At 60.3% G+C, this 21,355-nt stretch carries 17 protein-coding genes; 14 read left to right on the top strand and 3 right to left on the bottom strand.

The features are described 5' to 3' along the window. The first annotated feature begins 109 nt into the window (after positions 1 to 109). A complete protein-coding gene (locus tag PCS43_RS30430) occupies positions 110 to 1,555 on the top strand; it encodes an amino acid permease (RefSeq protein WP_070160170.1) in 1,446 nt (481 codons plus the stop codon). After that, positions 1,552 to 2,472, top strand: coding sequence for a universal stress protein (locus PCS43_RS30425; protein WP_003940649.1), 921 nt, complete (start codon positions 1,552 to 1,554; stop codon positions 2,470 to 2,472). The genes PCS43_RS30430 and PCS43_RS30425 overlap by 4 nt, the downstream gene beginning before the upstream one ends. 42 nt (positions 2,473 to 2,514) lie before the next feature. Here the strand turns inward: PCS43_RS30425 and PCS43_RS30420 are convergent, their stop codons facing one another. Continuing rightward, a complete protein-coding gene (locus tag PCS43_RS30420; protein ID WP_070160171.1) occupies positions 2,515 to 3,516 on the bottom strand; it encodes an MBL fold metallo-hydrolase in 1,002 nt (333 codons plus the stop codon). A 296-nt stretch (positions 3,517 to 3,812) separates the two neighbouring features. Between PCS43_RS30420 and PCS43_RS30415 the strand changes: the two genes are divergently transcribed. The 7 genes from PCS43_RS30415 to PCS43_RS30385 all read left to right on the top strand — a co-directional run bounded on the left by PCS43_RS30415 (position 3,813) and on the right by PCS43_RS30385 (position 14,125). Next, entirely contained in the window at positions 3,813 to 4,913 is a 1,101-nt protein-coding gene (locus PCS43_RS30415; RefSeq protein WP_070160174.1) for an LLM class flavin-dependent oxidoreductase, read from the top strand. A gap of 110 nt (positions 4,914 to 5,023) precedes the next feature. After that, positions 5,024 to 7,147 (top strand): hypothetical protein, encoded by a 2,124-nt coding sequence (locus PCS43_RS30410; protein WP_256261660.1) that lies wholly within the window; start codon positions 5,024 to 5,026, stop codon positions 7,145 to 7,147. Next, entirely contained in the window at positions 7,140 to 8,657 is a 1,518-nt protein-coding gene (locus PCS43_RS30405; RefSeq protein WP_209909258.1) for an ATP-binding protein, read from the top strand. Before PCS43_RS30410 ends, PCS43_RS30405 begins: the two co-directional genes overlap by 8 nt. Continuing rightward, entirely contained in the window at positions 8,654 to 11,578 is a 2,925-nt protein-coding gene (locus tag PCS43_RS30400; RefSeq protein WP_209909255.1) for a Z1 domain-containing protein, read from the top strand. Before PCS43_RS30405 ends, PCS43_RS30400 begins: the two co-directional genes overlap by 4 nt. 33 nt (positions 11,579 to 11,611) lie before the next feature. Continuing rightward, positions 11,612 to 12,466 carry a ParA family protein gene (locus PCS43_RS30395; protein ID WP_209909252.1) on the top strand — a complete coding sequence of 285 codons (855 nt, stop codon included), beginning with the start codon at positions 11,612 to 11,614 and terminating at the stop codon, positions 12,464 to 12,466. Next, entirely contained in the window at positions 12,463 to 12,954 is a 492-nt protein-coding gene (locus PCS43_RS30390; protein ID WP_042447940.1) for a hypothetical protein, read from the top strand. Before PCS43_RS30395 ends, PCS43_RS30390 begins: the two co-directional genes overlap by 4 nt. Before the next feature lie 175 nt (positions 12,955 to 13,129). Next, positions 13,130 to 14,125 (top strand): HNH endonuclease, encoded by a 996-nt coding sequence (locus PCS43_RS30385; protein ID WP_054825839.1) that lies wholly within the window; start codon positions 13,130 to 13,132, stop codon positions 14,123 to 14,125. Between the two features lie 45 nt (positions 14,126 to 14,170). On the opposite strand, the gene PCS43_RS30380 is transcribed toward PCS43_RS30385, so the two are convergent. Continuing rightward, positions 14,171 to 14,761, bottom strand: a complete 591-nt coding sequence (locus PCS43_RS30380; protein ID WP_209909250.1) for a T3SS (YopN, CesT) and YbjN peptide-binding chaperone 1 — start codon at positions 14,759 to 14,761, stop codon at positions 14,171 to 14,173. Between the two features lie 339 nt (positions 14,762 to 15,100). Here PCS43_RS30380 and PCS43_RS30375 point away from each other — a divergent pair, with 339 nt between their 5' ends. The 5 genes from PCS43_RS30375 (at position 15,101) to PCS43_RS30355 (ending at position 20,936) form a co-directional block, all read left to right on the top strand. Next, complete coding sequence (locus PCS43_RS30375; RefSeq protein WP_306674061.1) at positions 15,101 to 16,399, top strand: plasmid pRiA4b ORF-3 family protein; 1,299 nt, start codon at positions 15,101 to 15,103, stop codon at positions 16,397 to 16,399. A gap of 388 nt (positions 16,400 to 16,787) precedes the next feature. Continuing rightward, on the top strand, positions 16,788 to 18,440 hold the full coding sequence (locus PCS43_RS30370; protein ID WP_245361778.1) for a sodium:solute symporter family protein: 1,653 nt from the start codon (positions 16,788 to 16,790) through the stop codon (positions 18,438 to 18,440). A 27-nt stretch (positions 18,441 to 18,467) separates the two neighbouring features. Next, positions 18,468 to 18,599 carry a putative transporter small subunit gene (locus tag PCS43_RS30365; RefSeq protein ID WP_003941363.1) on the top strand — a complete coding sequence of 44 codons (132 nt, stop codon included), beginning with the start codon at positions 18,468 to 18,470 and terminating at the stop codon, positions 18,597 to 18,599. Between the two features lie 85 nt (positions 18,600 to 18,684). Beyond that, positions 18,685 to 19,146 carry a MarR family winged helix-turn-helix transcriptional regulator gene (locus tag PCS43_RS30360; RefSeq protein ID WP_003941330.1) on the top strand — a complete coding sequence of 154 codons (462 nt, stop codon included), beginning with the start codon at positions 18,685 to 18,687 and terminating at the stop codon, positions 19,144 to 19,146. Then, on the top strand, positions 19,143 to 20,936 hold the full coding sequence (locus PCS43_RS30355) for an AMP-dependent synthetase/ligase (protein ID WP_209909244.1): 1,794 nt from the start codon (positions 19,143 to 19,145) through the stop codon (positions 20,934 to 20,936). The genes PCS43_RS30360 and PCS43_RS30355 overlap by 4 nt, the downstream gene beginning before the upstream one ends. On the opposite strand, the gene PCS43_RS30350 is transcribed toward PCS43_RS30355, so the two are convergent. Beyond that, positions 20,933 to 21,313, bottom strand: coding sequence for a helix-turn-helix domain-containing protein (locus PCS43_RS30350; protein WP_003941392.1), 381 nt, complete (start codon positions 21,311 to 21,313; stop codon positions 20,933 to 20,935). The two genes, PCS43_RS30355 and PCS43_RS30350, sit on opposite strands and share 4 nt — an antisense overlap. Positions 21,314 to 21,355: the final 42 nt, after the last annotated feature.

Here is a 21,355-nt window from a genome sequence, read left to right as displayed (position 1 = left end):
GACGGTTGGCGTGAGCTGGGCAACTTTGCTCCAACTGTTGTGTCGCAGGACACTTACGTGCAGTATGAGGATACAACAGTTTCCTACCAGGCACTCTAGAGGAGCGTCGATGGCTACTCTCGTCAAACACGTACTTCGGCGCAAGCCGGCTTTGCAGATAGACCAGGAGACCGGCGCAGATACCAACGGCGGCGAGCTGACCCGAAGTATCGGTTTGGCGCAGTTGTCCATGTTCGGCATCGGCGCCACGATCGGCACCGGTATCTTCTTCGTCCTCTCGCAGGCAGTCCCGGTTGCGGGTCCGGCAGTCATCATCTCCTTCGTTGTTGCCGGTATCGTCGCGGGACTCACGGCGATCTGTTACGCGGAGTTGGCCGGAGCTGTCCCAGCGTCGGGCTCGTCGTATTCCTACGCTTACGCGACGCTCGGAGAGCTTCCGGCCATGGCCGTCGGCGCGTGTCTGCTTCTCGAGTACGGAGTCTCGGCCGCGGCGGTGTCCGTCGGATGGTCGCAATACTTGAACCAGCTGCTTGGCAACCTCTTCGGGTTCCAGATCCCCGACGCGTTGTCACAAGCGCCGGAGCAGGGCGGCATCATCAATCTGCCCGCAGTGATCCTGGTGTGCCTGTGCGGTGTTCTGCTCATCCGCGGCGCCAGTGAATCGGCCAAGGCCAACGCCATCATGGTCTCGATCAAACTCGCGATTCTGCTGCTCTTCATCGTGGTCGGCATCGCCGGATGGAACAGCAATCACTTCGCCGACTTCGCACCGTTCGGATTCAGCGGCGTCATGTCCGCCGCCGGAATCATCTTCTTCTCCTATATCGGCCTCGACGCAGTGTCCACCGCCGGTGAAGAAGTGAAGAACCCTCGTCGCAATCTCCCACTCGCGATCCTCATTGCACTTGTGTCCGTCACCGCGATCTACATCGCCGTTGTCGCCGTCGCGATCGGTGCACAGGATTCCGCATCGTTCGAAGGTCAGGAAGCCGGACTGTCCGCCATCCTCGAACAGGTGACCGGATCTACCTGGCCGGGAACACTTCTGGCCGCCGGTGCGGTGATCTCGATCTGCAGCGTCACGCTCGTGGTCATCTACGGTCAGACCCGCATCCTGTTCGCGATGTCACGCGACGGCATGATTCCGTCGATCTTCCACAAGGTGAACCCGCGGACTCTGACGCCGGTGCCCAACACCATCATCGTCTGCGTCGTCATCAGCATTCTGGCCGGTTTCATTCCGATCAACTTCCTCGCCGAAATGACCAGCATCGGAACTCTGGTGGCCTTCCTCGTGGTCTCGGTCGGGGTCATCATCCTGCGGCGCAGTGACCCGGACCTGCCGCGCAGCTTCAAAGTTCCCGGCTATCCGGTCACACCGATCCTCTCGATCCTGGGCTGCCTGTGGATCATCAAGGACCTCCGAACCGTCACGATCTACGTGTTCCTCGTTTGGGTGACCGTCGCGATCATCTGGTACTTCGCCTACGGTATGAAGCACTCGCGCCTCGGTGCGAAGAACCGCGCCGAGTTGGGATCGGAGTCCGAGTCATGACGCTGCTCGCGGGATACGCACCCGACGGTGACAGTTCCGGAACCGTCCATCTGGCAACGCTGTTGGCGCGCTCGTCCGGTGAACCGTTGGTGATCTGCGCGGTGATTCCCTCGCCGCCACCGCCCGGAATGGCGCGGGTCGACGCCGAATATCACCAGCAGTTGCGAGCCGAAGCCGAAGCGGCACTGGCCAAAGCGCGGGCAGACATGCCGTCCGACGTCGACGTGACCTACGTCGTGCATGAGGCTCAGTCGACGTCGAGTGGCCTGCTCGATCTCGTTCACGAGCACGAAGCCAAGATGATCGTCCTGGATTCGTCTACGGCCGGGGTGTTCGGTCACGTGGCTCTCGGCAGTGTCACCTCACGCTTGCTGCACAGCTCCGACGTTCCGGTCGCCCTGGCGCCGAGGGGATTTCGAACCAAGCCCGGTGAGGTGGTTCGCCGCGTCACCGCCGCATACTCGGGCACACCCGATCAAGACGATCTGGTGCTCGCCGCCGCGACCGTGGCTGCGCGTGTCGATGCCGGACTCAGACTGGCGGCGTTTGCAGTTCGCGCAAACGCGCAGTACACGACCACACTCGGGACCGAGGGGGATTCACCGATCATCTCTGAGTGGGCCGAGGTGGTCGAGCGCGAAACCAACGCTGCCTTCGAGCGCGTGCGTGCACTGCCCGAAATACCCGACGTCATGGAATCGGTTATCAGCCATGGTCGTAACTGGGCCGAGGCGCTCGAGGGCGTCGAGTGGGACCGAGGTGACGTTCTGACTGTCGGCTCGAGCAAGGCAGGTCCACTGGCGCGGGTGTTCCTCGGCAGTCGGGCAGCGAAGATCGTGCGGTACTCACCGGTTCCGGTGGTGGTGGTCCCGCGATCGGCGTCGACCCGAATAGTCGATCAGGCCGAAGCGGAATAGAGATCAGGGCCGACGAGCGGAGTGCTTGTCGGCCCTGATCTTTCAGATCGAGCGGGCGAAGAGCGCGGGCTCGGAGCCGGGGACCTGAGAGACCTGCTCTCGGGCAACCAGATGGCGAAGGTGAGCTGCGCCCTCGGAGAGCGCCATCGTCTTTCCCATCGGGGAGATCTCGGCCCACGGCTTGTACCACTTCATCTTTGCCGCGACGTCCCACACGGTGAGCTTGTCGTCGGCGAACTCCTGGAGCAGGTGATCGAGTCGTTCCTGGTGGTGCTCGATCAGCTCGCCGGCGCGACCTCCGACGTCGTCGATCGGAATGCCGTGAGCGCCGAGACCGCGGGTGATGTTCATGTTCTGCACTCGTGCGAGCGAGTCGAGGAAGTCGGCGAGGGCGTCACGCTCGTCGAGGGGGTACACGAAGTTGCCGACGTGCGGTGTCGTCTTCTGCAGGACGTGGTCGCCGGTGAACATGACGTCGGCGTCGTCGAGGTAGAAGCAGACGTGACCAGGCGTGTGGCCGGGGGTGTAGACAACGCGGAGGCCACGGCCGGTGAGTGCAATGATCTCGTCGTCCGCGAGAAGGCGGTCGGGGGCCGACTCGGGGCCCACGGGAGACTCGCCCGCGGCAGCAAGCCGGAATGCATCGCGGTCGGCTGCGGGTGCTCCAGCGCGTTCCATGTTCTCGAGCTGATATGCCATCCACTCGTCGTTACGCGCAGTCGACATCTGATCGAACAGGTAGTGGTCGTCCTCATGCATGGCGATCCAGGCGCCGGACGCCTCGCGGACCCGGCCGCACAGTCCAGTGTGGTCCGGATGGAAGTGCGTGACCACGACGCCCTCGATGTCGGTCACCGAATGCCCGATCTCGGCGAGCCCTGCGTTTAGGCCCTGCCAGCCGTTGTCGTCACCCCATCCGGCGTCGACCAAGATCAGTCCGCCGGGGGATTCCATGGCGTAGACGAGCGTGTGGCCGAGCGGGTTGTCCGTGATCGGGACAGGAATCTGAAATATGCCATCACCGATGGCTGCCGCACCGTTCATAACAAGTACCTCTTAACGATAAGGGAACGCACTCTTAGTACTTCATGTTTACCGTGCGCTCGATTGGTCGGTGACACAGGTCCTGCCTGGCGGGAGTTCGGCATGTTTTCGGTCGACTTCGGATCGGTGAGAGTTTTATCGACTGAATGGTCTCATTGAGGCGAAAAATGTTGCTGAATAGAGTGTTTCGCGAGTTCGTTGCGTTGGGCGCGTCCTCGGATGGCAGATCCGTCGTGCCGCCGCGCACTAGCCTCCGAGGGACAGGCGCGCTGTGCGGTTATCGAGAAAGACGGGTCATGCGTTTTCAGGTTCTGGACATCATTTTCAACCCACCCCATCCAGTGACCGGCGAGGAAGTTGCCCCATCCGATCGGCTCAACCGCGTCGTCGAACTGGCGGTTCTCGCCGAAGAACTAGGTATCGATTCGTTCTCGGTGGGTGAGCGCCACGCCGGGCCGGTTCTTTCGTCGGCGCCAACCGTCGTTTTGGGGGCAATTGCGCAGGCCACAGACAGAATCCTGCTCTCGACGGGTGTCACCGTTCTGTCGCTACTCGACCCGATTCGAGTCGCCGAAGATTTCGGAACCATCGATCAGCTGAGCCGGGGACGTCTCGAGATTGTGATCGGCAAGGGCAACGAGGTCCTTCAATATCCACTGCTCGGTCTGGACATCGCCAAGCAGTACGAATACCTCACCGAGAACTACGAACTCCTCAAACTGCTGATCAGCGAGGAGAACGTCAAGTGGGTGGGAACTCACCGACCATCGCTCGAGGACGCGACGACGCTACCGCGTCCGTATGACGGCCCGTTCCGTATCTGGCACGGATCGGCTACCTCGTTCGAGGCCGTCGAACTCGCGGCGAAGTGGGGCGACCCCATCGTCACCGCCAACGCCTTCCAGCCTCGTGAGAACTACAAAGTGCTGATCGACCACTACCGCGAGCAGTACCTGGCGTACGGGCACGACCCGTCCAAGGCGTACGTCGGATCGGGTTCGGGCGGATTGTTCCTCGCCGACACGACCGAGCAGGCCATCGAAGAGTTCCGTCCGATCTACGAGGGCGCCGTTGCACAAGCTGACAAACGCAAGCACGACCCCAAAGCGGTCGGAAAGTCGACGAGCTTCCGGACGATCGAGGAAGCCGTCGACCGCGGGCCGGCGTTGGTCGGGTCTTCGGAGCGAGTCGCCGAGAAGATCCTCGATTACCACCAGAGCTACGGCCACGATTTCCAATCGGTGTCGGTCAATCACGTGCTCGACTTCGAGCAGCAGAAGGACACTCTGCGCCGCTTTGCCGAGGAGGTCATCCCGCTGGTGAAGGCCGAACTGTCGACGACGCTGTGGACGTCGGTCGACAAAGATCGGGCGAAGGGTTTCACCGCCGTCGACTGAGCGGAGAAAGTCTGACTGTCGGGTAAGCAGGTCCGGCGCTGCGACCGCTCACAAGCTGCAGTAACTTGTTACCGACATCGCGGTCGGTTTTGACCGCAATGAAGGTATCCGTGAGTGGGAGTAGTGCGTTGACGTTGGGTGTGAACTCGCTTCCCGCGAACGAGCTGAGTCAGACGCTGTGGGTCGATCTGTTTCCTTGGCTGGACGACTACGTATCCGATCGTGCTGCGCTGCTCGAGCCGCTGGCACCGTCACCTGATTGGTGGTTCAGCGAAGCGCCGTCGTTCACTGTTCTCGAGGTCGATCTCGAGAAGGTTCTCTCCGAGCTGGCGTCCCTCTACATCGCTCACCACGCGGCAGCGGTATTACAAGAGAGCTTTCCGCTCCTTGGTGAAGATCTCCCGCTGGAGGTGTTGAGTCTCGATACTCGCGCAGTGACGGCGTTGTCACGGCTCACCACCGACAAAGCAATCGGCGGTCTACTGACGCATACGACCGCTGAGATCTTCGGCGTGCGCGGAACGAGCGAACAGACGGTGCACGACATAGTGCTCAACCTGTTGGTCTGTGCGGTCATGACGACTCCGCTCGCCCGCGTCGAGACCGCTGAGGAATCAGTTGCCCCACCCGCGATCACAGCGCTGCTCGACGATCTCGCTCAGCTGGCAATGTGGCGACGGGTCCGAGGCCAGGACAGCAGACCACTCGTCACCGTCGAGATCGACGATGAATCTCCGGCCTCGATTCAGGAAGTTGCCGCCCGGATCTCGGCTCTGACGCCGAACGACTTGCCCGACACGGACCGTACTGACGCGATGGACGAGATCGACAATCTCTTCTCGCAGCTCGATGAGCGGGAGTCGTTGGTGTTGCGTGAGCGGATCGTGGCGCGAGTTCCGCAGCGCAGGGGAGCGATCGGAGCCAAGCTCGGTGTGGGCTCGGGGCGAGTCGGGCAGATCGAGGCCGACGTGAAAGCCAAACTCAACGCGGCGTGCGGATTCGGGACGGCGGTGGGGAACCTGCTTGCCAGCCTGCGCGTCGAGATTCAGCCGGTAGCTTCGCTTGATCGCCTCCTCGACGTGCATCCGAGCATCGCGGCGGAGGTGCCTGGTTACGGAGTTCCGCTGTGGTTGGTTCTGGACCGTCTCGACGACTACTTCGAGGTGACTGACGGTTGGGCTGCCGCTCCGGGCGTCGCAGAGGCCAAGAAACGGACTCAGACCTTGCTCGAGGACTTTGAGTCCCCGAACGGTGTGGTTGCACTCGACGACGTCGCCGAAGTGGTGTCGATGTCACGCGGCGAACTGGAGAAGTGGCTTGCGTGGTGCGGCGTTGTCGTTGTGGCGGAGTCTGCGCTGACGCGTGCGCGTCGGATCTCCGATCTGGCAGTCGGCGCGCTCGAAGCCGTCGGATCGCCGAAGTCCGTCGTCGAGCTAGTGGACTTACTGAAGTCCGATCGCAGTGAGCGGTCGATCGAGCGCGCGCTCGAGGCCGACGATCGCGTGGCGCTCGACGGCGCAGTGTGGCGGCTGCACGCCTGGGGAAGCGCGGATTCCGTTGGGGAGGAACCGGTTTCTTCGGGAGAGGCTGAAGAAGCCAGTGAGTTCAACATTGGTGGTGACGGGATAGTCCGGCGCAAGCGGACACGCAACACTGCGAAGACGCCAGAGTTGACTCGCCGCCTGTACCGGTCAGGTAGTACGTGGCGGTATCGACTGACCGTGACCTCCGATCATCTGCGGGGCTCCGGATTTGCTGTACCCGCCGGTGTTGCAGTCGCTGCCGGCTGTGTGCGCGGTGAGACCATCGAGTTGGAGAGCCACCTCGGCGTTCAAGCAGTTCGGTGGACCGGAGCGCAGCCGACGTTCGGCACTATCCGCCGATTCCTGCGTGAACTCTCCGCTGTGGAGGGCGAAGACGTGTTGCTCGAGCTGTGGCAAGACGGAACCTTCCGCGTGGTCCGACCGGCGATCGTTCACTCTGACATCGACCCACTACGTCAGGCACTTGCAGAGGTTGGCAATCGCGAGCCATTGCGAACTGCCGAGAGACATGTGGTGCGGATTCTCGCCGAAGCCGTGTGTCTGGACGGCGAAGACCGTCCACGAAAGATACTGCGCGCGTACGAAGATCGTGGTGAAGACGTGGTTTTGGACTTCCTGGAGGCGGCATGGAGGCGCGGCGAAGCATCCGAAATCGACGAGGTAGAGGGCAAGGATGCATCCCATGACTGACGTCGCGGACACCCGCATAGTGGGCACCAAGATCCTTGCTGCGGACGAGTCCCTCGCCGGCGCCATCGGCTTGCACCACACCATCGCGACAGCGCTCGCCGATCTGATCGACAACAGCCTCGACGCCGAGGCCTCCCACGTGCTGATCAGGTTCGTTCAGGACGGCACACGGATCGTGTCGATGATGGTGATCGACAACGGCTCCGGCATGGACAGTGACACCATTGATTCCGCGATGACCTACGGCCGCCGACGCGACTATGCCGCCGGGGACCTGGGTCATTTCGGTGTAGGGATGAAGGCGGCGTCGTTGAGTCAGGCTCGGTTGCTCCGAGTGTGGTCTCGAAAGTCCGGGCACCCGACGCAGGGCCGCGAGATCGACTCGGCCTCAGTGCAGGGGCGTCAGTCAGTTTCGGTGATCGAGGACCGGCAAGCCGAAGAATTCTTCGACGCAGTCACGCCCCGCTTTCCCTTCGACACCGGAACTGTTGTCGAATGGCGCGGCATCACAACATTTCTCATGTCCGCGCACGCGGACGAGCAGACCAGCTGGCTCGAACAGACCATCAACGACGTGCGCAGTCACCTCGGCGTCGTATTTCACCGTCTCATCGAATCCGGCCGGATCGCTCTGACTGTGGATGTCTTCGACGTCGAAGCGGGACGCGCCGGCGCGCTGCGCACAGTCAGTGCCATCGACCCGTTCCGGTATCCGCGCACCGGCGACCCCAACTACCCTCGGACACTTACCGTGTCGATCGCCGGTGCCACAGTAACCGCCGAAGCTCACCTGTGGCCCGCCCGGAGCAATGCACCGGAATTTCGCATCCACGGCGCCCCCGGCCGCGACCAGCAGGGGCTCTACTTCTATCGGCACGATCGACTCCTGCAGATCGGCGGCTGGAACGCGATAGTGCGGGGCCGACCGGACTACGGATTGGCACGAATTGCTGTCGATCTGAACGATTCTCTGCTGCAGCACATCACCATCAATCCCGAGAAATCGGGGGTGACGCTCGACGCCACTGCGTCGGCTGCCGTCGACGGGGCCGTCTTCACGGATTGCAACGGTGGATTCCGTTCGTATCTGACCGATGCCGAGCGCGTCGTGCGGGCAGCCCGAAGTTCTGCACCTCGGCCGATCAGCGTCATCGAGCCGGCATCCGGCTTTCCGGAAGACGTGCTCGATTCCTTCAGCGACGCCTTCGAATTCAGCGTCGGTGATGATCCTGTTGCTGTGGGTTGGCGAGCCTTGGCGCGTGATCAGTTCTTCGAAGTCGACCTCAAGACTCGGACTTTGTGGATCAATGCGCGTTTTCGGCGTGATCTGCTCGGACGTCGCAGTCTCGACCCGGCTGATGCTCCGGTGCTCAAGACTCTCGTCTTCCTGTTGGTGAGTGAGATGTTCGAAGGAACGAGAATCGGCGCGCGTCAGAGGGAAAAGATGCAGGCGTGGCAGGAAGTGTTGATTTCCGCAGTGGCAGCGCACCGGGAGCAGGTAGTGCAGTGAGTGATGAAGTATTCCGTGCGGTTGCACGTGAACTCGGTGACGGGTTTCCGCCCGAGAACGTGCTGTACCCGGTCAACGCGCGCCTGCGAGCGAGCTATCCGGACGGCCTGACCATCGCGGACATCATCGATGTGTTCCTCGACGACAGTGCTGTCGGTGTACGAACGGCGCTCACCTCGCGTCTCCGGCAGTGGGATGCGGAAAGTGTTGAGACGTGGGTGGGCTCGACTGTTCCGCAGAGCCCGGAACGGCGAGCTCGGATCTACGACTTGTTGGGATTGCCGGTCGACGCCCACGCCGAGATGGATGCGCACTTCCCTCGCGAAGGTGGGCCGGTTGTCATTGCTGCTCAGCAGCCGTGGGACCCCTGGTACACCTCCGAGCGCCGGCGCGAGCACGACTTCTATTGGCGCGCTTACAAGCGAGTTCTAGCCGACAAGAACTGGGACGAGGCGACAATCGGAAAGCTGGACATTGCAACGACTGAAGTTGTGCACCGGCTTGCGGATCCGACGCGGCCCGAGCCGTATCAGTCCGAAGGTTTGGTGGTCGGCTACGTCCAGAGCGGGAAGACGGCGAATTTCAGTGGCGTCGTGGCCAAGGCGATCGACGCTGGGTACCGCTTGGTCATCGTTCTGACCGGCACTATCGAGATTCTCCGGAGCCAGACTCAGCGACGCCTCGACATGGAAATGGTCGGTCGTCAAAACATCAGTGCCGGTGTGGACGACGACTACGCCAACGACGAGGACTGGCGGGACGGGAACTTTCTCGAACACGAAATCGATCCGAACAAGACCAATGAAATCCCGGCTATCCGTCGGCTCACCACCTCGACCTTTGACTACAAGAGTCTGCTCGCGGGCTTGAGCGCACTGCACTTCGAAACCGTGGATCACTCTCTTCCACTCAATGATCCGAAGAATCTGTACCCGAGCAATATTCGTATCGCGGTCGTGAAGAAGAACGTCTCCAGCCTCAAGAAGCTGGTGGCCGATCTGAAGAAAGTCCCGACCGAGCTCGATCAGATCCCGGCTCTGATCATCGACGACGAAGCCGATCAGGCATCGGTGAACACGATCGATCCGAAGAAGATGAAAACCGAGCAGGTCGAGCGGACGGCGATCAACGGTCAGATTGCTGAGATCCTCGGTCTACTCAAGCGTGCCCAGTACATCGGTTACACCGCAACACCTTTTGCCAATGTGTTTGTCGATCCGGAAGACAGCGTCAACGTCTTTCCTTCGGACTTCATCGTCAGTCTCGAGCGGCCCGGCCCGTACATGGGTGGTGCGGACTTCCACGATCTCGACGATCTCGAAGACGACGACAAGACTCCGGCCAATTCGAACCAGAAAGCGTACGTACGGGATCTCCGGGCCGAGTGCGACGAGGATCGTTCTGCCGAACAATTGCGGGCTCTCGACTCGTTTGTCCTGACCGGGGCGATCAAGCTTTTCCGGGAATCGAAGGGCGTCAAGCCGTATCGGCACCACACGATGTTGGTGCACGAATCGGTGAAGCAGGCCGAGCATGACGCCGTAGCCGACGACTTCAAGGCCTTGTGGAAATCGGCCGGATACAGCCAGGCCAAGAGTCTTTCCCGGCTGGACAAGCTCTGGGCCGAAGACTTTGCGGTGGTGAGTGCGGCTCGGGGCAGTGAACTGGAGAATCCTGGTTCGTTTGCCGAGTTGGAGGAATTCATCGGCGCTGCCTACGACAAGATTTCCGAGGGAACCAGCCCCGTTATCGTGGTGAACGGTGCGGCCGAGAAGGACTACAAACAGGATTCCCTCGATTTCCAGGAACGCGGCGTGTGGAAGATTCTGGTCGGCGGCACGAAGCTGAGTCGCGGCTTCACGGTCGAGGGCCTGACCATCACTTATTACACGCGTCGAACGGGCCAAGCTGACACATTGATGCAGATGGGACGATGGTTCGGATTCCGCCCCGGGCACCGAGACTTGGTGCGCCTGTTCATCGGCCGCACGGTTGGCGGACCCGCCGGCGCGGACTACGACATGTACAAGGCGTTCGAGGCGATCGTTCGGGACGAGCAGGAGTTCCGGAACGAGCTCACCAGATTCAGCGGCGTGAACGAGAAGGGCGAACCGTGGGTCACTCCACGCGATGTGCCGCCGATGGTGTTTCAGCAGCTGCCGTGGCTCAGACCAACGGCTCGAAACAAGATGTTCAACGCCGATCTGGTTTATCGAGGCATGGGTGGTGAAAGTTTCAGCTTCACGATGCAGCCCCCGCGAGGCGACGGTTCGATCAACGCTCGGCACTTCGAGGCGGTTACACCCTTGTTGAAGTCGTTGGACGAAACAGGGTCCTTCAATTTCGTTGACAAGGATGACGTTTCGCGATCGTTCACTGCGCGATATGGCATCGTCCCTGCCCATGTGGTGTTGGAGGCCGTCGACCAGTTCGAGTGGGCGAACGGGTGGGATTTCGGTCCCCACCGCGAAGCGCTCTCGACCGCAATCGAATCCGGATTGCTCGAAGACTTCGCAGTTCTGCTTCCGTATCCCAAGACCCGGGAGCCGATCGAGATCAAGGGTTGGCACGAGAAACTTCCGATCGTCAATCGCAAACGCCAGGAACGCGAGTACCGAACAGGTTTCACCGGTACGGCCGTTCGTGAGCGCGATGCGATCGAGCACATTGCGGGCAGCCCGAAGAAGAACGGCGGACCGCTTGCGGGTGCACTTCATCGGAAGACTCGCGGTGCATTGATTCTGGTATTTGCGAACGATCCGGCTCCTCGTCAGTTGAAACGGGCACAGGCTGGTCCCGTGGACTCGCGCGATTTTGCGACGTTGTTCTCGTACGCGCTTCCGCACGCGGCGGAGCCGTTGGGGCGAATCGGTTTTCGGGTCAAGCAGTCGGGGACAGGGGCGATCGTCGATGCGAACTAGGTGTGTTGTGGTGGGAGACAGGAATGGGTTCTGATGGCTAAGACGATCGCGACGATCAACCTCAAGGGCGGCGTCGGTAAGACGACGATCACCGCGGGGTTGGCCGAGTTCATGTCGCTCGAATTCGGTCAGCGCGTGCTGCTGATCGACCTCGATGCGCAGATCAATCTCACGACGATGATGATCAGTGAGGATCACTGGCTCGAACTCAACAAGCAAGGGCTGACCAGCGCAACCATTTTCCGTGACGCTGTCGATGGCACGTCGAACTTCGATCTCGAAGCTTCGATTCAGCGCGGAGTCTCGCCGGTCAAGCGAGTGACGGGTGTGGATCTGCTTCCCTCATCTCTCGATTTGATCGAGCTGCAGGAGGAGATCAGTGCCCTTCGGGTTGCTGATCGGAACTCCACCAAGCCGGTTGAATTGTTGAGGGATGCCGTCGCCCCGATGATGCCGTACTACGACTATGTTCTGATCGATTGCCCGCCGAATCTCGGGCCGATCACACTCAACGGATTGGCCATGGCTGACGGCTACGTGATCCCCACGATCCCGGATGTACTCTCCACGTACGGCATTCCGCAGATACAGACGCACATCGCGAAGTTCGGCAAAGAACTCGGCCGTGAACTCTTCGAACTCGGGTTGGTGATCACCAAGTACAAGTCCAACTCGGCGGTGCACCGCACGACTGTGCGAAATCTTCGGCGCGATCCCAACGTCCCACACGTATTGCCGGAATATCTCGCGGAGTCGAATCAGATTGCCGCGTCGGCGGAGTTTCACCCGTACAGCACTTTGAAGGTGAAGTACGGCAATGCAGGTCAGTTCGATCAGATGCGTGCAATTACGCAGAACATTCTCACGGAAGCGCAGGCGAAGCTATGAGTGCGGGTATCGATGAGGCGCGTCGTCGCGTGCAGGTGCAGGAGACCGGTGCCGCGCTCTTGAAGTTGGGTGCAACTAATGCCTCGGCCTCGGTGTTGCTGGCCAAGCTGGTTCAGGTCGTCGCGGAGGAAGCTGCCCGTACCCCGCGGTTCGCGAAGGCAATCGAAAGCGCTTTCGCAGTTCCGTCGGATGGATCCGCCGTTGTGGTACCTGCTTCTGCGCCGGCGCCGCGTCGTCGTGCTGCTGTACCGAAGGTGAAGCGGGAGCCGGGGGCTTTCGACCCGTTCGACGTCTTCAAGGTCGATGGGGAAGCAGCGCTGCTGGAGCGTCTTTCAGCCCTCGATGCAGACGGGATCAAGGACATCATCGCGGAGCAGGAGATCGACACGCACAAGGAGACCGGCCGTAAACGGAAGGTCGATGTGCTGGCGGTCTGGACCGTCGAGCGGGTGAAGGCACTGACCTCGAAGGGCAGTGCGTTCCGGTAGGGGCTCCTCCTCTCAGCGCGCCGTTGTGGTCCTTGGGGCCGCCAGATTGGCGCACTGGTTCGCCGGACTCCTTCATCAGTGGATGGCGATACCACATGAGTGGCTTCGAATGATTCCGCGCGGCGCCGGCTAGTGTGTGAACTTGCGGGTTGGACGCTTACCAGGAAGGCGCATAGTGGCACCTTCGGTGATCTCCGAGTTTCTTGACCCATCGCCCGCCGCGCTGGAGGCGCAGTGGAAATCGGTACTCGCACGTCAGGAGGTACCGAAGGGAAGCCGACAGGTGCCGTTCGTTCCGAGCGAGGTCGTGTTGTCGCTCTGCGCATCGCTGTTGGTTGACCATCGCCGGTTCGGTAGCTCTTCTGCACATCGAGCGGGAATGCCGGTCCAGCATCTTGCGAGTTTGTTCAAGCGTCCGCCCACGAGCTTTATCGCAAAGATGGCGAACCTGGATGGAACACGTAGTCATGGCGGGCGATATGAGGTCGAAGTCGCGTCGTTGATGCTTTCGGACAGCGTGTTGATGCAGGACGTATACCTTCGAATTCTGCGGTCGGCGCGTTCCCACGGAATTGACGAACATGCGTTGCCAGACTTCCTCGAATTGGAAAACGGCGAAACGCTGTGGTTGGCGGGACAAGAAGAGTTAGTCCAAAGTGAGATCGAGAGATCCTTGGAGCAGTCGCTCGAAAAGTGGTCTAGCGAGCGTAAAGATATCCCCATCGCGACCACCCAGCGATTGCTGACCTCGAGGGTTCGGATCGGCCAGCATCGGTTCGCCGCTGGCGTACTCAGCAATCACGAGCACCGCTGCGTGTTCTGTGGCCTTAGCGCGAACATCGGTGGCCGACGCCGGCCGCGCCTCCTTACTGCAAGCCATATCAAGCCCTGGCGAGACAGCACTGACAAAGAGCGACTTGACCGTCGCAACGGCTTCACCGCGTGTCCGACACATGACATTGCCTTCGATACGGGGCTCATCACCGTCGATGAGGACTTGAACCTCCATTACGCGCCCGGCGTCGAGAGCGATATGGAGATCGAAGGTCCGCTTCGCGCCGCACTCGGGAAGCCACCTCTGAGAGACCGATTGATCTTGCCGGACAAGGCGGAGCGTCCGGATGTTGTCTATCTGGACTGGCACCGCACGCAGATCTATGTCGCTTCGTGACTTCGCCAGCGAGCGCTCTGCGGAGCAGATCGAAGATGAGCCAGACTACTTAACTTGTGTAATACCAAGATCACCGTCGACGCCGTCTGCATCATCGCCGCACGCACAGTCACAGTCACCGCCGCAACCGCCGGGATTGCAGTCGCCGGCGTAGCTGTCGTCATCGGCGTCGCAGTCGAGGGTGCCGCCGAAGGACTCAGCAAAATCGTCGTCGAGTTCGTGAGTAAAGTCGTGAACCTCGTCGATCAGGTTCAGCAGATGCTGCGGCGCGAAGGGATCGGCGTCGAGCATCGTGGAGACCAGTAGGTGGTCGCCGCTGAAGGCGAAGCGCAGGCGTGGCCATTCCTGCGCGAGTTCGATCAGTCGAGTCGCAGCGTGCGAGGGATTGCCGAGGCCCGTCAGGACCGAGGACCAGACGTTGATCTGAGGGCCGTCATCCGCAACAGTTACGTAGACGACAAACCCGTGAACCGGCACGACAATGTCGCCGTCGTCATCGGTGGCAGGCTCACTGCCCAGTAGTTCGGCGAGAGTTTGAACGCACAGGCGAACCAATTCGTCGCGCTCGTCCGTCACCAAGGCAATGGCGCCGTTGATATGGAGGGGCTGGTCGGCGGTCGTGTCTTGGTCGCTCATGGATCCTCATGTTCTGTGCCAGTCCGAGCAGGCGCTGGGCACTGTTTTCGTGCGGTAGCTGTCAGGTCTACGGTAATCGGCGCACACTATTGTCCGCGCAGTGGATGATTGAAAATGCCTGGGCAGGTCCGCGCGATCAGGACTTTAACAGCCGACCAGCGACGTGATGCGAGCCCCGACAAATCGGACAGCCTTGTGGCAGTGAGTATCTCGGCTGTCGGTAGGTAGATCTAGCCTCCATGCATGACGGGTCAGAGAGTTCGGCGAGCTTCACATCTGCGTGTGGTAGCTGCATATCAAGCGGCGCAAAGCCAGATGAAGGTCCTTACGCCGAGGCAGATGCGGAATCAGCGTCGACGGCCGGAGGCGGCGAACTTTGTCATGCGGATCGAACTCGATTGCATCACGCCGCCTATTTGGAGACGGTTTTCGGTTCCGTCGAATATCGAACTGGACCAACTTCATTCGATTGTGCAGGCGGTGATGGGGTGGGGAGATCAACACGCTCATCAGTGGGTGAGTGTCCATCATTCAACGGACAATGGCCCAGATCGGTATATCGCGCCAGATGTGATCGAGCGCGACGGATACCAGGAAGACGAGTTTGGTGAGGACGAAGTCCGGATCGACGAGGCAGTTACCGCGGTAGGGGAGTACGTCCGTTATGAGTACAACGCCCGCGCCAGGTGGAGTCACACGTTGGTTCTCGAGCAGATTGTCGAAGACCAGCCGATTCCTGAGCCATCCTGTCTCGACGGCGAGAGAGCGTGCCCGCCGGAGGATTCTGGCGGTCCGATCGGGTATCGCGAGTTCCTGAATGTGCAGGCGAGTACCGGACTGTTCGATCCCGAACGTTTTGTTCCCGCAGAGTCCAATGCAGCAGTCACCATTGCAGTGGCACTGCATAAATCGCCGCCTGTGGGAAGCTCGCTGTTCGAGAAGTTCTTGCGCCGCTTGTCTGTTCATTCCGCGCCGAAACTGTTTGCCGCAGTTGCCGAAGCGGAGCTTCGTGGCGGATATGACAACTATTTCGAGGTGATGCGTGAAGGAGCAACCCGCCAACTGCTGTGGCTGCTGAACTCCGCGCGAGGTGGTGGGATTGTTTTGACGGCGTCCGGGGCACTTCCTTCGGACCATGTTGCGGCCGCCCGAGACGAACTCGATTGGGGCAGCGACTGGATCGGTGTCACGGCAGGGAGTGACTCGCAATTAGCAGTACTCGTTGAAGTCGCAAAGACACTGAGATTTGTCCGGAAACTCCGAGGCACATTGCTTCTGACTCGACTCGGCGCGTCAGTGCTTGCCTATGAAGGCGAGCTGTGGCGTCACATCGTGTCGGCCATGCCGTTGGGAAAGGGTGAGTTGGCGCAGGAAGCCGGCCGAATTCTGTTCCTTACGTTGGCTGCCGGCTTGTCGGAGTCCGAACGTAGTGAAGTGATGATCGAAGGCCTCACGGCATTGGGTTGGTCGACAACAGACGGAACACGACTCGGGGATGACGATTGGACGTGGATGGTGCGAGACACTCTCGTGTACTTGCGAATGATCGGGGCGATTGTCTCCAATCCGCTGGACCAGCATGTTTCCGCCGATCCCGAGTGGGGCCGACGGTTTGCCAGGATGGTCCTGTCGATGTAGGTATGCGATCGAATCGAGCATCGATTTCAATCGGTGCGGAGTTGTTATATGCGCTGGAAGCGCACGATTTTACTGCGGCGGAAACATGAATATTTTCGGGTGGGAAAATATCGGAGTTTTTGTTCGAAATTGCCATCATGCTATGGTCGATTCTCAGTTGTTGAATTGCGTGGTCGAGCCAAAAGCTTGCGCAGAAGATTTATTTTGTGGAGGTTGGGTTTCCGAAAAGACGAAGTGCGTGTTGCTAGTCAATTGAATATGTGACCGGTGTTGGTATGGCGGTCGCTCCTAGGGCGTGCAGAAACGAAGCGCAAAGATCCTGAACAGGGGTTTTGTGCTTTGCTCTGCCGATTATGTGCGAAGGATGTGGCATGTGACGGGGTCCGACATGGTCCAGTTCAGTACCTTGGTAATTGTTTCACTGCTTGTTGCTTTTTATGGTGGAACATTTCTGATTTCTCTTCGTATTGGTAAGAAACAGGAAAATGCCGACGGTTTTATGACCGCCGGAAACAAATTAGGATTTGGTGTTTCGGCCGCGAGCATGACGGCCACCTGGATTTGGGCGTCGTCGATGTACGCATCTGCCACTTCTGGCTACACCTACGGAATCTCCGGCCCCATTCACTACGGTTTGTGGGGCGCGTTGATGATTCTCTTCATTTATCCGTTCGGCCAGCGAATTCGCAAAGTAGCGCCGAAAGCCCACACCCTGGCTGAGGTCATGTACGCGCGGCACGGACGCTCGAGTCAGCTGATGCTCGCGGGTTCCAATATCGTCGGTAGTCTCATCAGTTTGATGTCGAACTTCCTCGCTGGTGGTCTGCTGATCGCGTTGCTTTCGCCGTTCAACTTCATCCAGGGTGTGTTCATCGTTGCGCTGGGCGTTTTGCTGTACACGTTGTGGTCGGGCTTCCGCGCTTCGGTGTTGACCGACTTCGTTCAGCTGATCGGAATGCTCGGTGCGGTAGCGGTTTTGGTGCCGTTCATCTTCTTTGCGGCAGGGTTCCCGGCAGCCTTCGAATCCGGGGCAGGCAACCTTACTGCTGAGCAGGGCAACTTCTTCTCGAGCGTTGCCTTCTTCGAGCAGGGCGCGCCGTACATCGCAGCAGTTCTTGCCTACGCAATCGGCAACCAGACCATTGCCCAACGTCTGTTCGCGGTCCGCGAAGACCTGATCAAGCCCACCTTCATCACCGCAACCGTCGGATACGGCGCAACGGTCATTGGTGTCGGAATGCTGGGTGTTCTCGCTCTATACCTCGGAATCGAGCCGATGGATGGTGACGTCAACAATCTGATTCCGCAGATGGCCGCGTCGTACCTGCCCGGAATTTTGCTGGCCGTCTTCTTTGTCATGATCATCGGCGCGCTGTCATCGACGGCAGACTCGGACCTTGCTGCGCTCTCATCCATCGTGATGACCGACGTTTACGGCCAAGCCGTCGCAGGCAAGGCTAATGCGAACCCTCGACGGATGCTGCTTATCGGCCGAGTAACGATGATTGTTGCCACGGCGGCGGCTATCTCCTTGGCAAGTCTGCAATTGAGCATTCTGGATCTGTTGGTGTTCGTCGGCGCGCTGTGGGGCGCTTTGGTGTTCCCGGTTATTGCGAGCTTCTACTGGGGCAAGGTCACCAACAAGGCCTTCACTGTGTCGGTGCTGGTGGCTCTTGCTGCCTTCTTGCCCGTCCGATTCAGTTGGGTGCCGATGGATGGGATGTTCGGGATCTTCTCCGACATCGTTGCCGTTGTCGGTATCGGAGTGGTGCTGGGGCTCATGACATTTGGATTCTTCGGTCTGAAGATTGCGCAGATCGTCGGTGGCCTGGCGATCGTGCTGTCCGCGCCGTTCGCGATCGGCTTCCTGCACGACTACCCAACGCTCAGCGGATCTTTGGTGGCCTATGCCGTCAGTACCGTCATGTGTTTTGCGATGTCCGTCAATCAGCGTGAGACGTTCGATTTCGAACTGATCAAGCAGCGGACGGGAGACTTCGACGATGACGAGCTTCCTGCCGTGGGAGCGTCCGGAAAGTAACCGTCGAGACAAGTGGAAGGAATACGAATGAGTACAGCTCTACTGACCATTTATGTTCTGATCTGGCCGGCGTTGGTCTTGGTCGTGCTGGGAGTCATCAGCAAGGGATTCTTCAAGGATTGGGCAACTGCTCGCCGCAACGGTGAGGATCTGGTCTAACTTTTCACGCCGCCACCGACGGACTTCTTGTCGGTGGCGGCGGTCATATTGCAATCGGGACTAGGGGCAGCGTTATAGTTGCCCAGTGCAACACGACGGAGCAATGGCGCTCACCGGTCCACCAGCCGTTCATGACGAGCTGGTGCACCTGACGCGGCAGTTGATGACGGGGGATCGGCATTCCGATGACCACCCGTCGATCGCCCAGCATTCGTTCCTCTCCTTCATCGGCCGCAACGACGGCTGCAAGGCCACGGAGATCTCCGAAGTCTTCGGCGTCAACCGCTCGACCATCTCGCGCCAAGTGCGCGGGTGCATCGAGGCAGGCTGGGTATATGCCGATCCGGGATCCGTTCGTCAGGGCAATCCGCTGCACCTCACGGAGGCTGGCCGCAAATACCTCGACGCCGCCGACGCGCGTCGGCTCGACCAAGTCGCCGGCAGGCTGCACGATTGGACCGAGTCCGAGGTCGCAGACTTCGCCCGCGCACTCCACCGCTTCAGAATCAGCATCGAATCGCAGACCAACGGAGATGACACCCTGTGAGTGAGTACAGCGCCAAAGCCCAGTTCACCATCTCCGACAATGAGTCTGTGGTGCACACCGTCTTCACTCACGCCGAGCGCACGCCAGATCTGACGGTGTTCTCCCGACCCAAGGGCGAGGGTTGGGTAGATGTAACGGCTAAAGAGTTCGCCGAGCAGGTCACCGGCGTCGCAAACGGGCTCATCGCCGCTGGCGTGCAGGCAGGCGACCGCGTCGCACTCCTCTCTGCGACCCGATACGAGTGGACGCTGTTCGACTTCGCCATCTGGGCCGCCGGCGCGGCTACCGTTCCGATCTACGACTCGTCGTCTCAGGGGCAGGTCAGCTGGATCCTCGAAGACTCCGAGGCCGTCATCGCGATCGTCGAAACCGGCGCGCACGAGCAGCTGTTTCAGGACGCGCCAAGCACACTCAAAGCCGTCATGCAGATCGACGACGGCGCTGTGGAGAAGTTGACCGCACAGGGTGCCGACGTTGACGACACCGAGCTGAAGAAGCGGCTCGCGGGCATCAAGGCCGACGATCTTGCGTCACTCGTCTACACCTCCGGCACGACAGGCCGTCCCAAGGGATGCATCCTCACGCACCGCAACTTCCTGTCCGAGGTGCGCGGGATTCTCACTGCATCGATCGGCGAGGTGGCGGTTCCGGGAAACCGAGTCCTGACCTTCCTGCCGCTCGCTCACGTACTGGCTCGCGCGGTGTCCCTCGCGACGTTCGAAGCTGGTGCTTCGCAGGCACACTGGTCCGACTTTGCCACCATTACAACTCAATTCGAGCGGTACAAGCCCAACACCATCCTCGGTGTTCCGCGTGTATTCGAAAAAGTTCGTGACGGCGCAGCACGCAAGGCGGAGTCCGGTGGAAAGATTCCCGGCGCGATCTTCGCCTTCGCAGAAGCCACTGCCAAGGAGTACAGCCAAGCCCTCGACAAGGGCGGTCCCTCGCTGATCTTGAAGGCGAAGCACGCAGTGGCGGACAAGCTCGTGTACTCGAAGCTTCGTGAGGCTCTCGGCGGCGAATGCTGGTTCGCGATCTCCGGCGGCGGCGCGCTCACTCCTGAACTGGGGCACTTCTTCCGTGGGCTCGGAGTTCCGATCTACGAGGGCTACGGTCTCACCGAAACTACTGCGGCGCACTGCGTCAACGTCCCAGGTGCTCAGAGGATCGGAACCGTCGGACAGCCCATGGGCGGCAACGGGGTTCGCATCGCCGAGGACGGCGAGATCGAACTCAACGGCGGGGTTGTCTTCAAGGGCTACTGGAAGAACGACAAGGCCACCGAAGAGACGTTCGTCAACGGCTGGATGCGCACCGGGGATCTCGGTGAACTCGACAGCGACGGTTACCTTTCCATCACCGGTCGCAAGAAGGATCTTCTGGTGACGGCGGGTGGCAAGAACGTCTCGCCCGGTCCGATGGAAGACCGTATCCGTTCGCATTCCATCGTCTCGCAGGCAGTCGTCGTCGGCGACGGGAAGACCTACATCACGGCGTTGCTGACCGTCGACCCCGAGGTGTTCGAGAAGTGGAAGGTGGAGAACGGCAAGCCTTCTGGTGCCACCGTCGCCGAACTACGTGACGACAGGGACCTTCGAGCGGAGCTGCAGAAGGCCGTCGACGACGCCAATGCCGCTGTCTCACATGCAGAGTCGATCAAGAAGTTCGTCATTCTCGATCGCGATCTGACCGAGGAAGACGGTGAGATGACAGCGACGCTCAAGATCAAGCGCAATGTCGTCGTCGATCGGTTCTCGAAAGAGATCGAAGGAATGTACGCGAAGAGCTAGGCGCGTTTGGGGAACTGCTCGCGGTAAGCCATCACGTCATCGAGGCGGAACCTGCGGTGGGTGCCGCGTAGTTCGATCGGGAGTTTCCCGGCGTCGGCGAGCTTACGTACATACGTGTCCGAAACGCCGAGGATCTCTGCTGCCTGCGAGGTGGTGAGGAGTTCTGCGACGGGCCCGAGGGCGACGCTGTCGCCGGCAGCGAGGTAGGTCAGGAGCTGCACGACGGCGTCGCCGACCGATGGCGGAATCTCGATGCTCACGCCGTCGAACACCAGCGTGGTCGTGTCCGTCGAGGTTGCGGCTCTCTCGGCCAGGGCCGTTTTGATTCGCTCGGCAGCATCGCCGTCGACTGCGGAAACGATGTGGTCGATGCTCACGCGGTATATCTCCGATCGAAGGCAGTGTTTCGCAAGCATAGA

The organism is Rhodococcus sp. C-2 (genome assembly GCF_027854095.1).
Classification (GTDB): domain Bacteria; phylum Actinomycetota; class Actinomycetes; order Mycobacteriales; family Mycobacteriaceae; genus Rhodococcus_F; species Rhodococcus_F qingshengii.
Note: the sequence above shows the minus strand (reverse complement) of the source record. Positions and strands in the feature narration are given on the sequence as shown.

What these genes read in the sequence shown, in the direction of transcription:
- PCS43_RS30395 (WP_209909252.1), top strand. Translation starts at nt 11,612, where the DNA reads ATGGCTAAGACGATCGCGACGATCAACCTCAAGGGCGGCGTCGGTAAG.
- PCS43_RS30420 (WP_070160171.1), bottom strand. Translation starts at nt 3,516, where the DNA reads ATGAACGGTGCGGCAGCCATCGGTGATGGCATATTTCAGATTCCTGTC.
- PCS43_RS30430 (WP_070160170.1), top strand. Translation starts at nt 110, where the DNA reads ATGGCTACTCTCGTCAAACACGTACTTCGGCGCAAGCCGGCTTTGCAG.
- PCS43_RS30425 (WP_003940649.1), top strand. Translation starts at nt 1,552, where the DNA reads ATGACGCTGCTCGCGGGATACGCACCCGACGGTGACAGTTCCGGAACC.
- PCS43_RS30365 (WP_003941363.1), top strand. Translation starts at nt 18,468, where the DNA reads ATGAGTACAGCTCTACTGACCATTTATGTTCTGATCTGGCCGGCGTTG.
- PCS43_RS30370 (WP_245361778.1), top strand. Translation starts at nt 16,788, where the DNA reads ATGGTCCAGTTCAGTACCTTGGTAATTGTTTCACTGCTTGTTGCTTTT.
- PCS43_RS30390 (WP_042447940.1), top strand. Translation starts at nt 12,463, where the DNA reads ATGAGTGCGGGTATCGATGAGGCGCGTCGTCGCGTGCAGGTGCAGGAG.
- PCS43_RS30415 (WP_070160174.1), top strand. Translation starts at nt 3,813, where the DNA reads ATGCGTTTTCAGGTTCTGGACATCATTTTCAACCCACCCCATCCAGTG.
- PCS43_RS30380 (WP_209909250.1), bottom strand. Translation starts at nt 14,761, where the DNA reads ATGAGCGACCAAGACACGACCGCCGACCAGCCCCTCCATATCAACGGC.
- PCS43_RS30405 (WP_209909258.1), top strand. Translation starts at nt 7,140, where the DNA reads ATGACTGACGTCGCGGACACCCGCATAGTGGGCACCAAGATCCTTGCT.
- PCS43_RS30375 (WP_306674061.1), top strand. Translation starts at nt 15,101, where the DNA reads ATGCGGAATCAGCGTCGACGGCCGGAGGCGGCGAACTTTGTCATGCGG.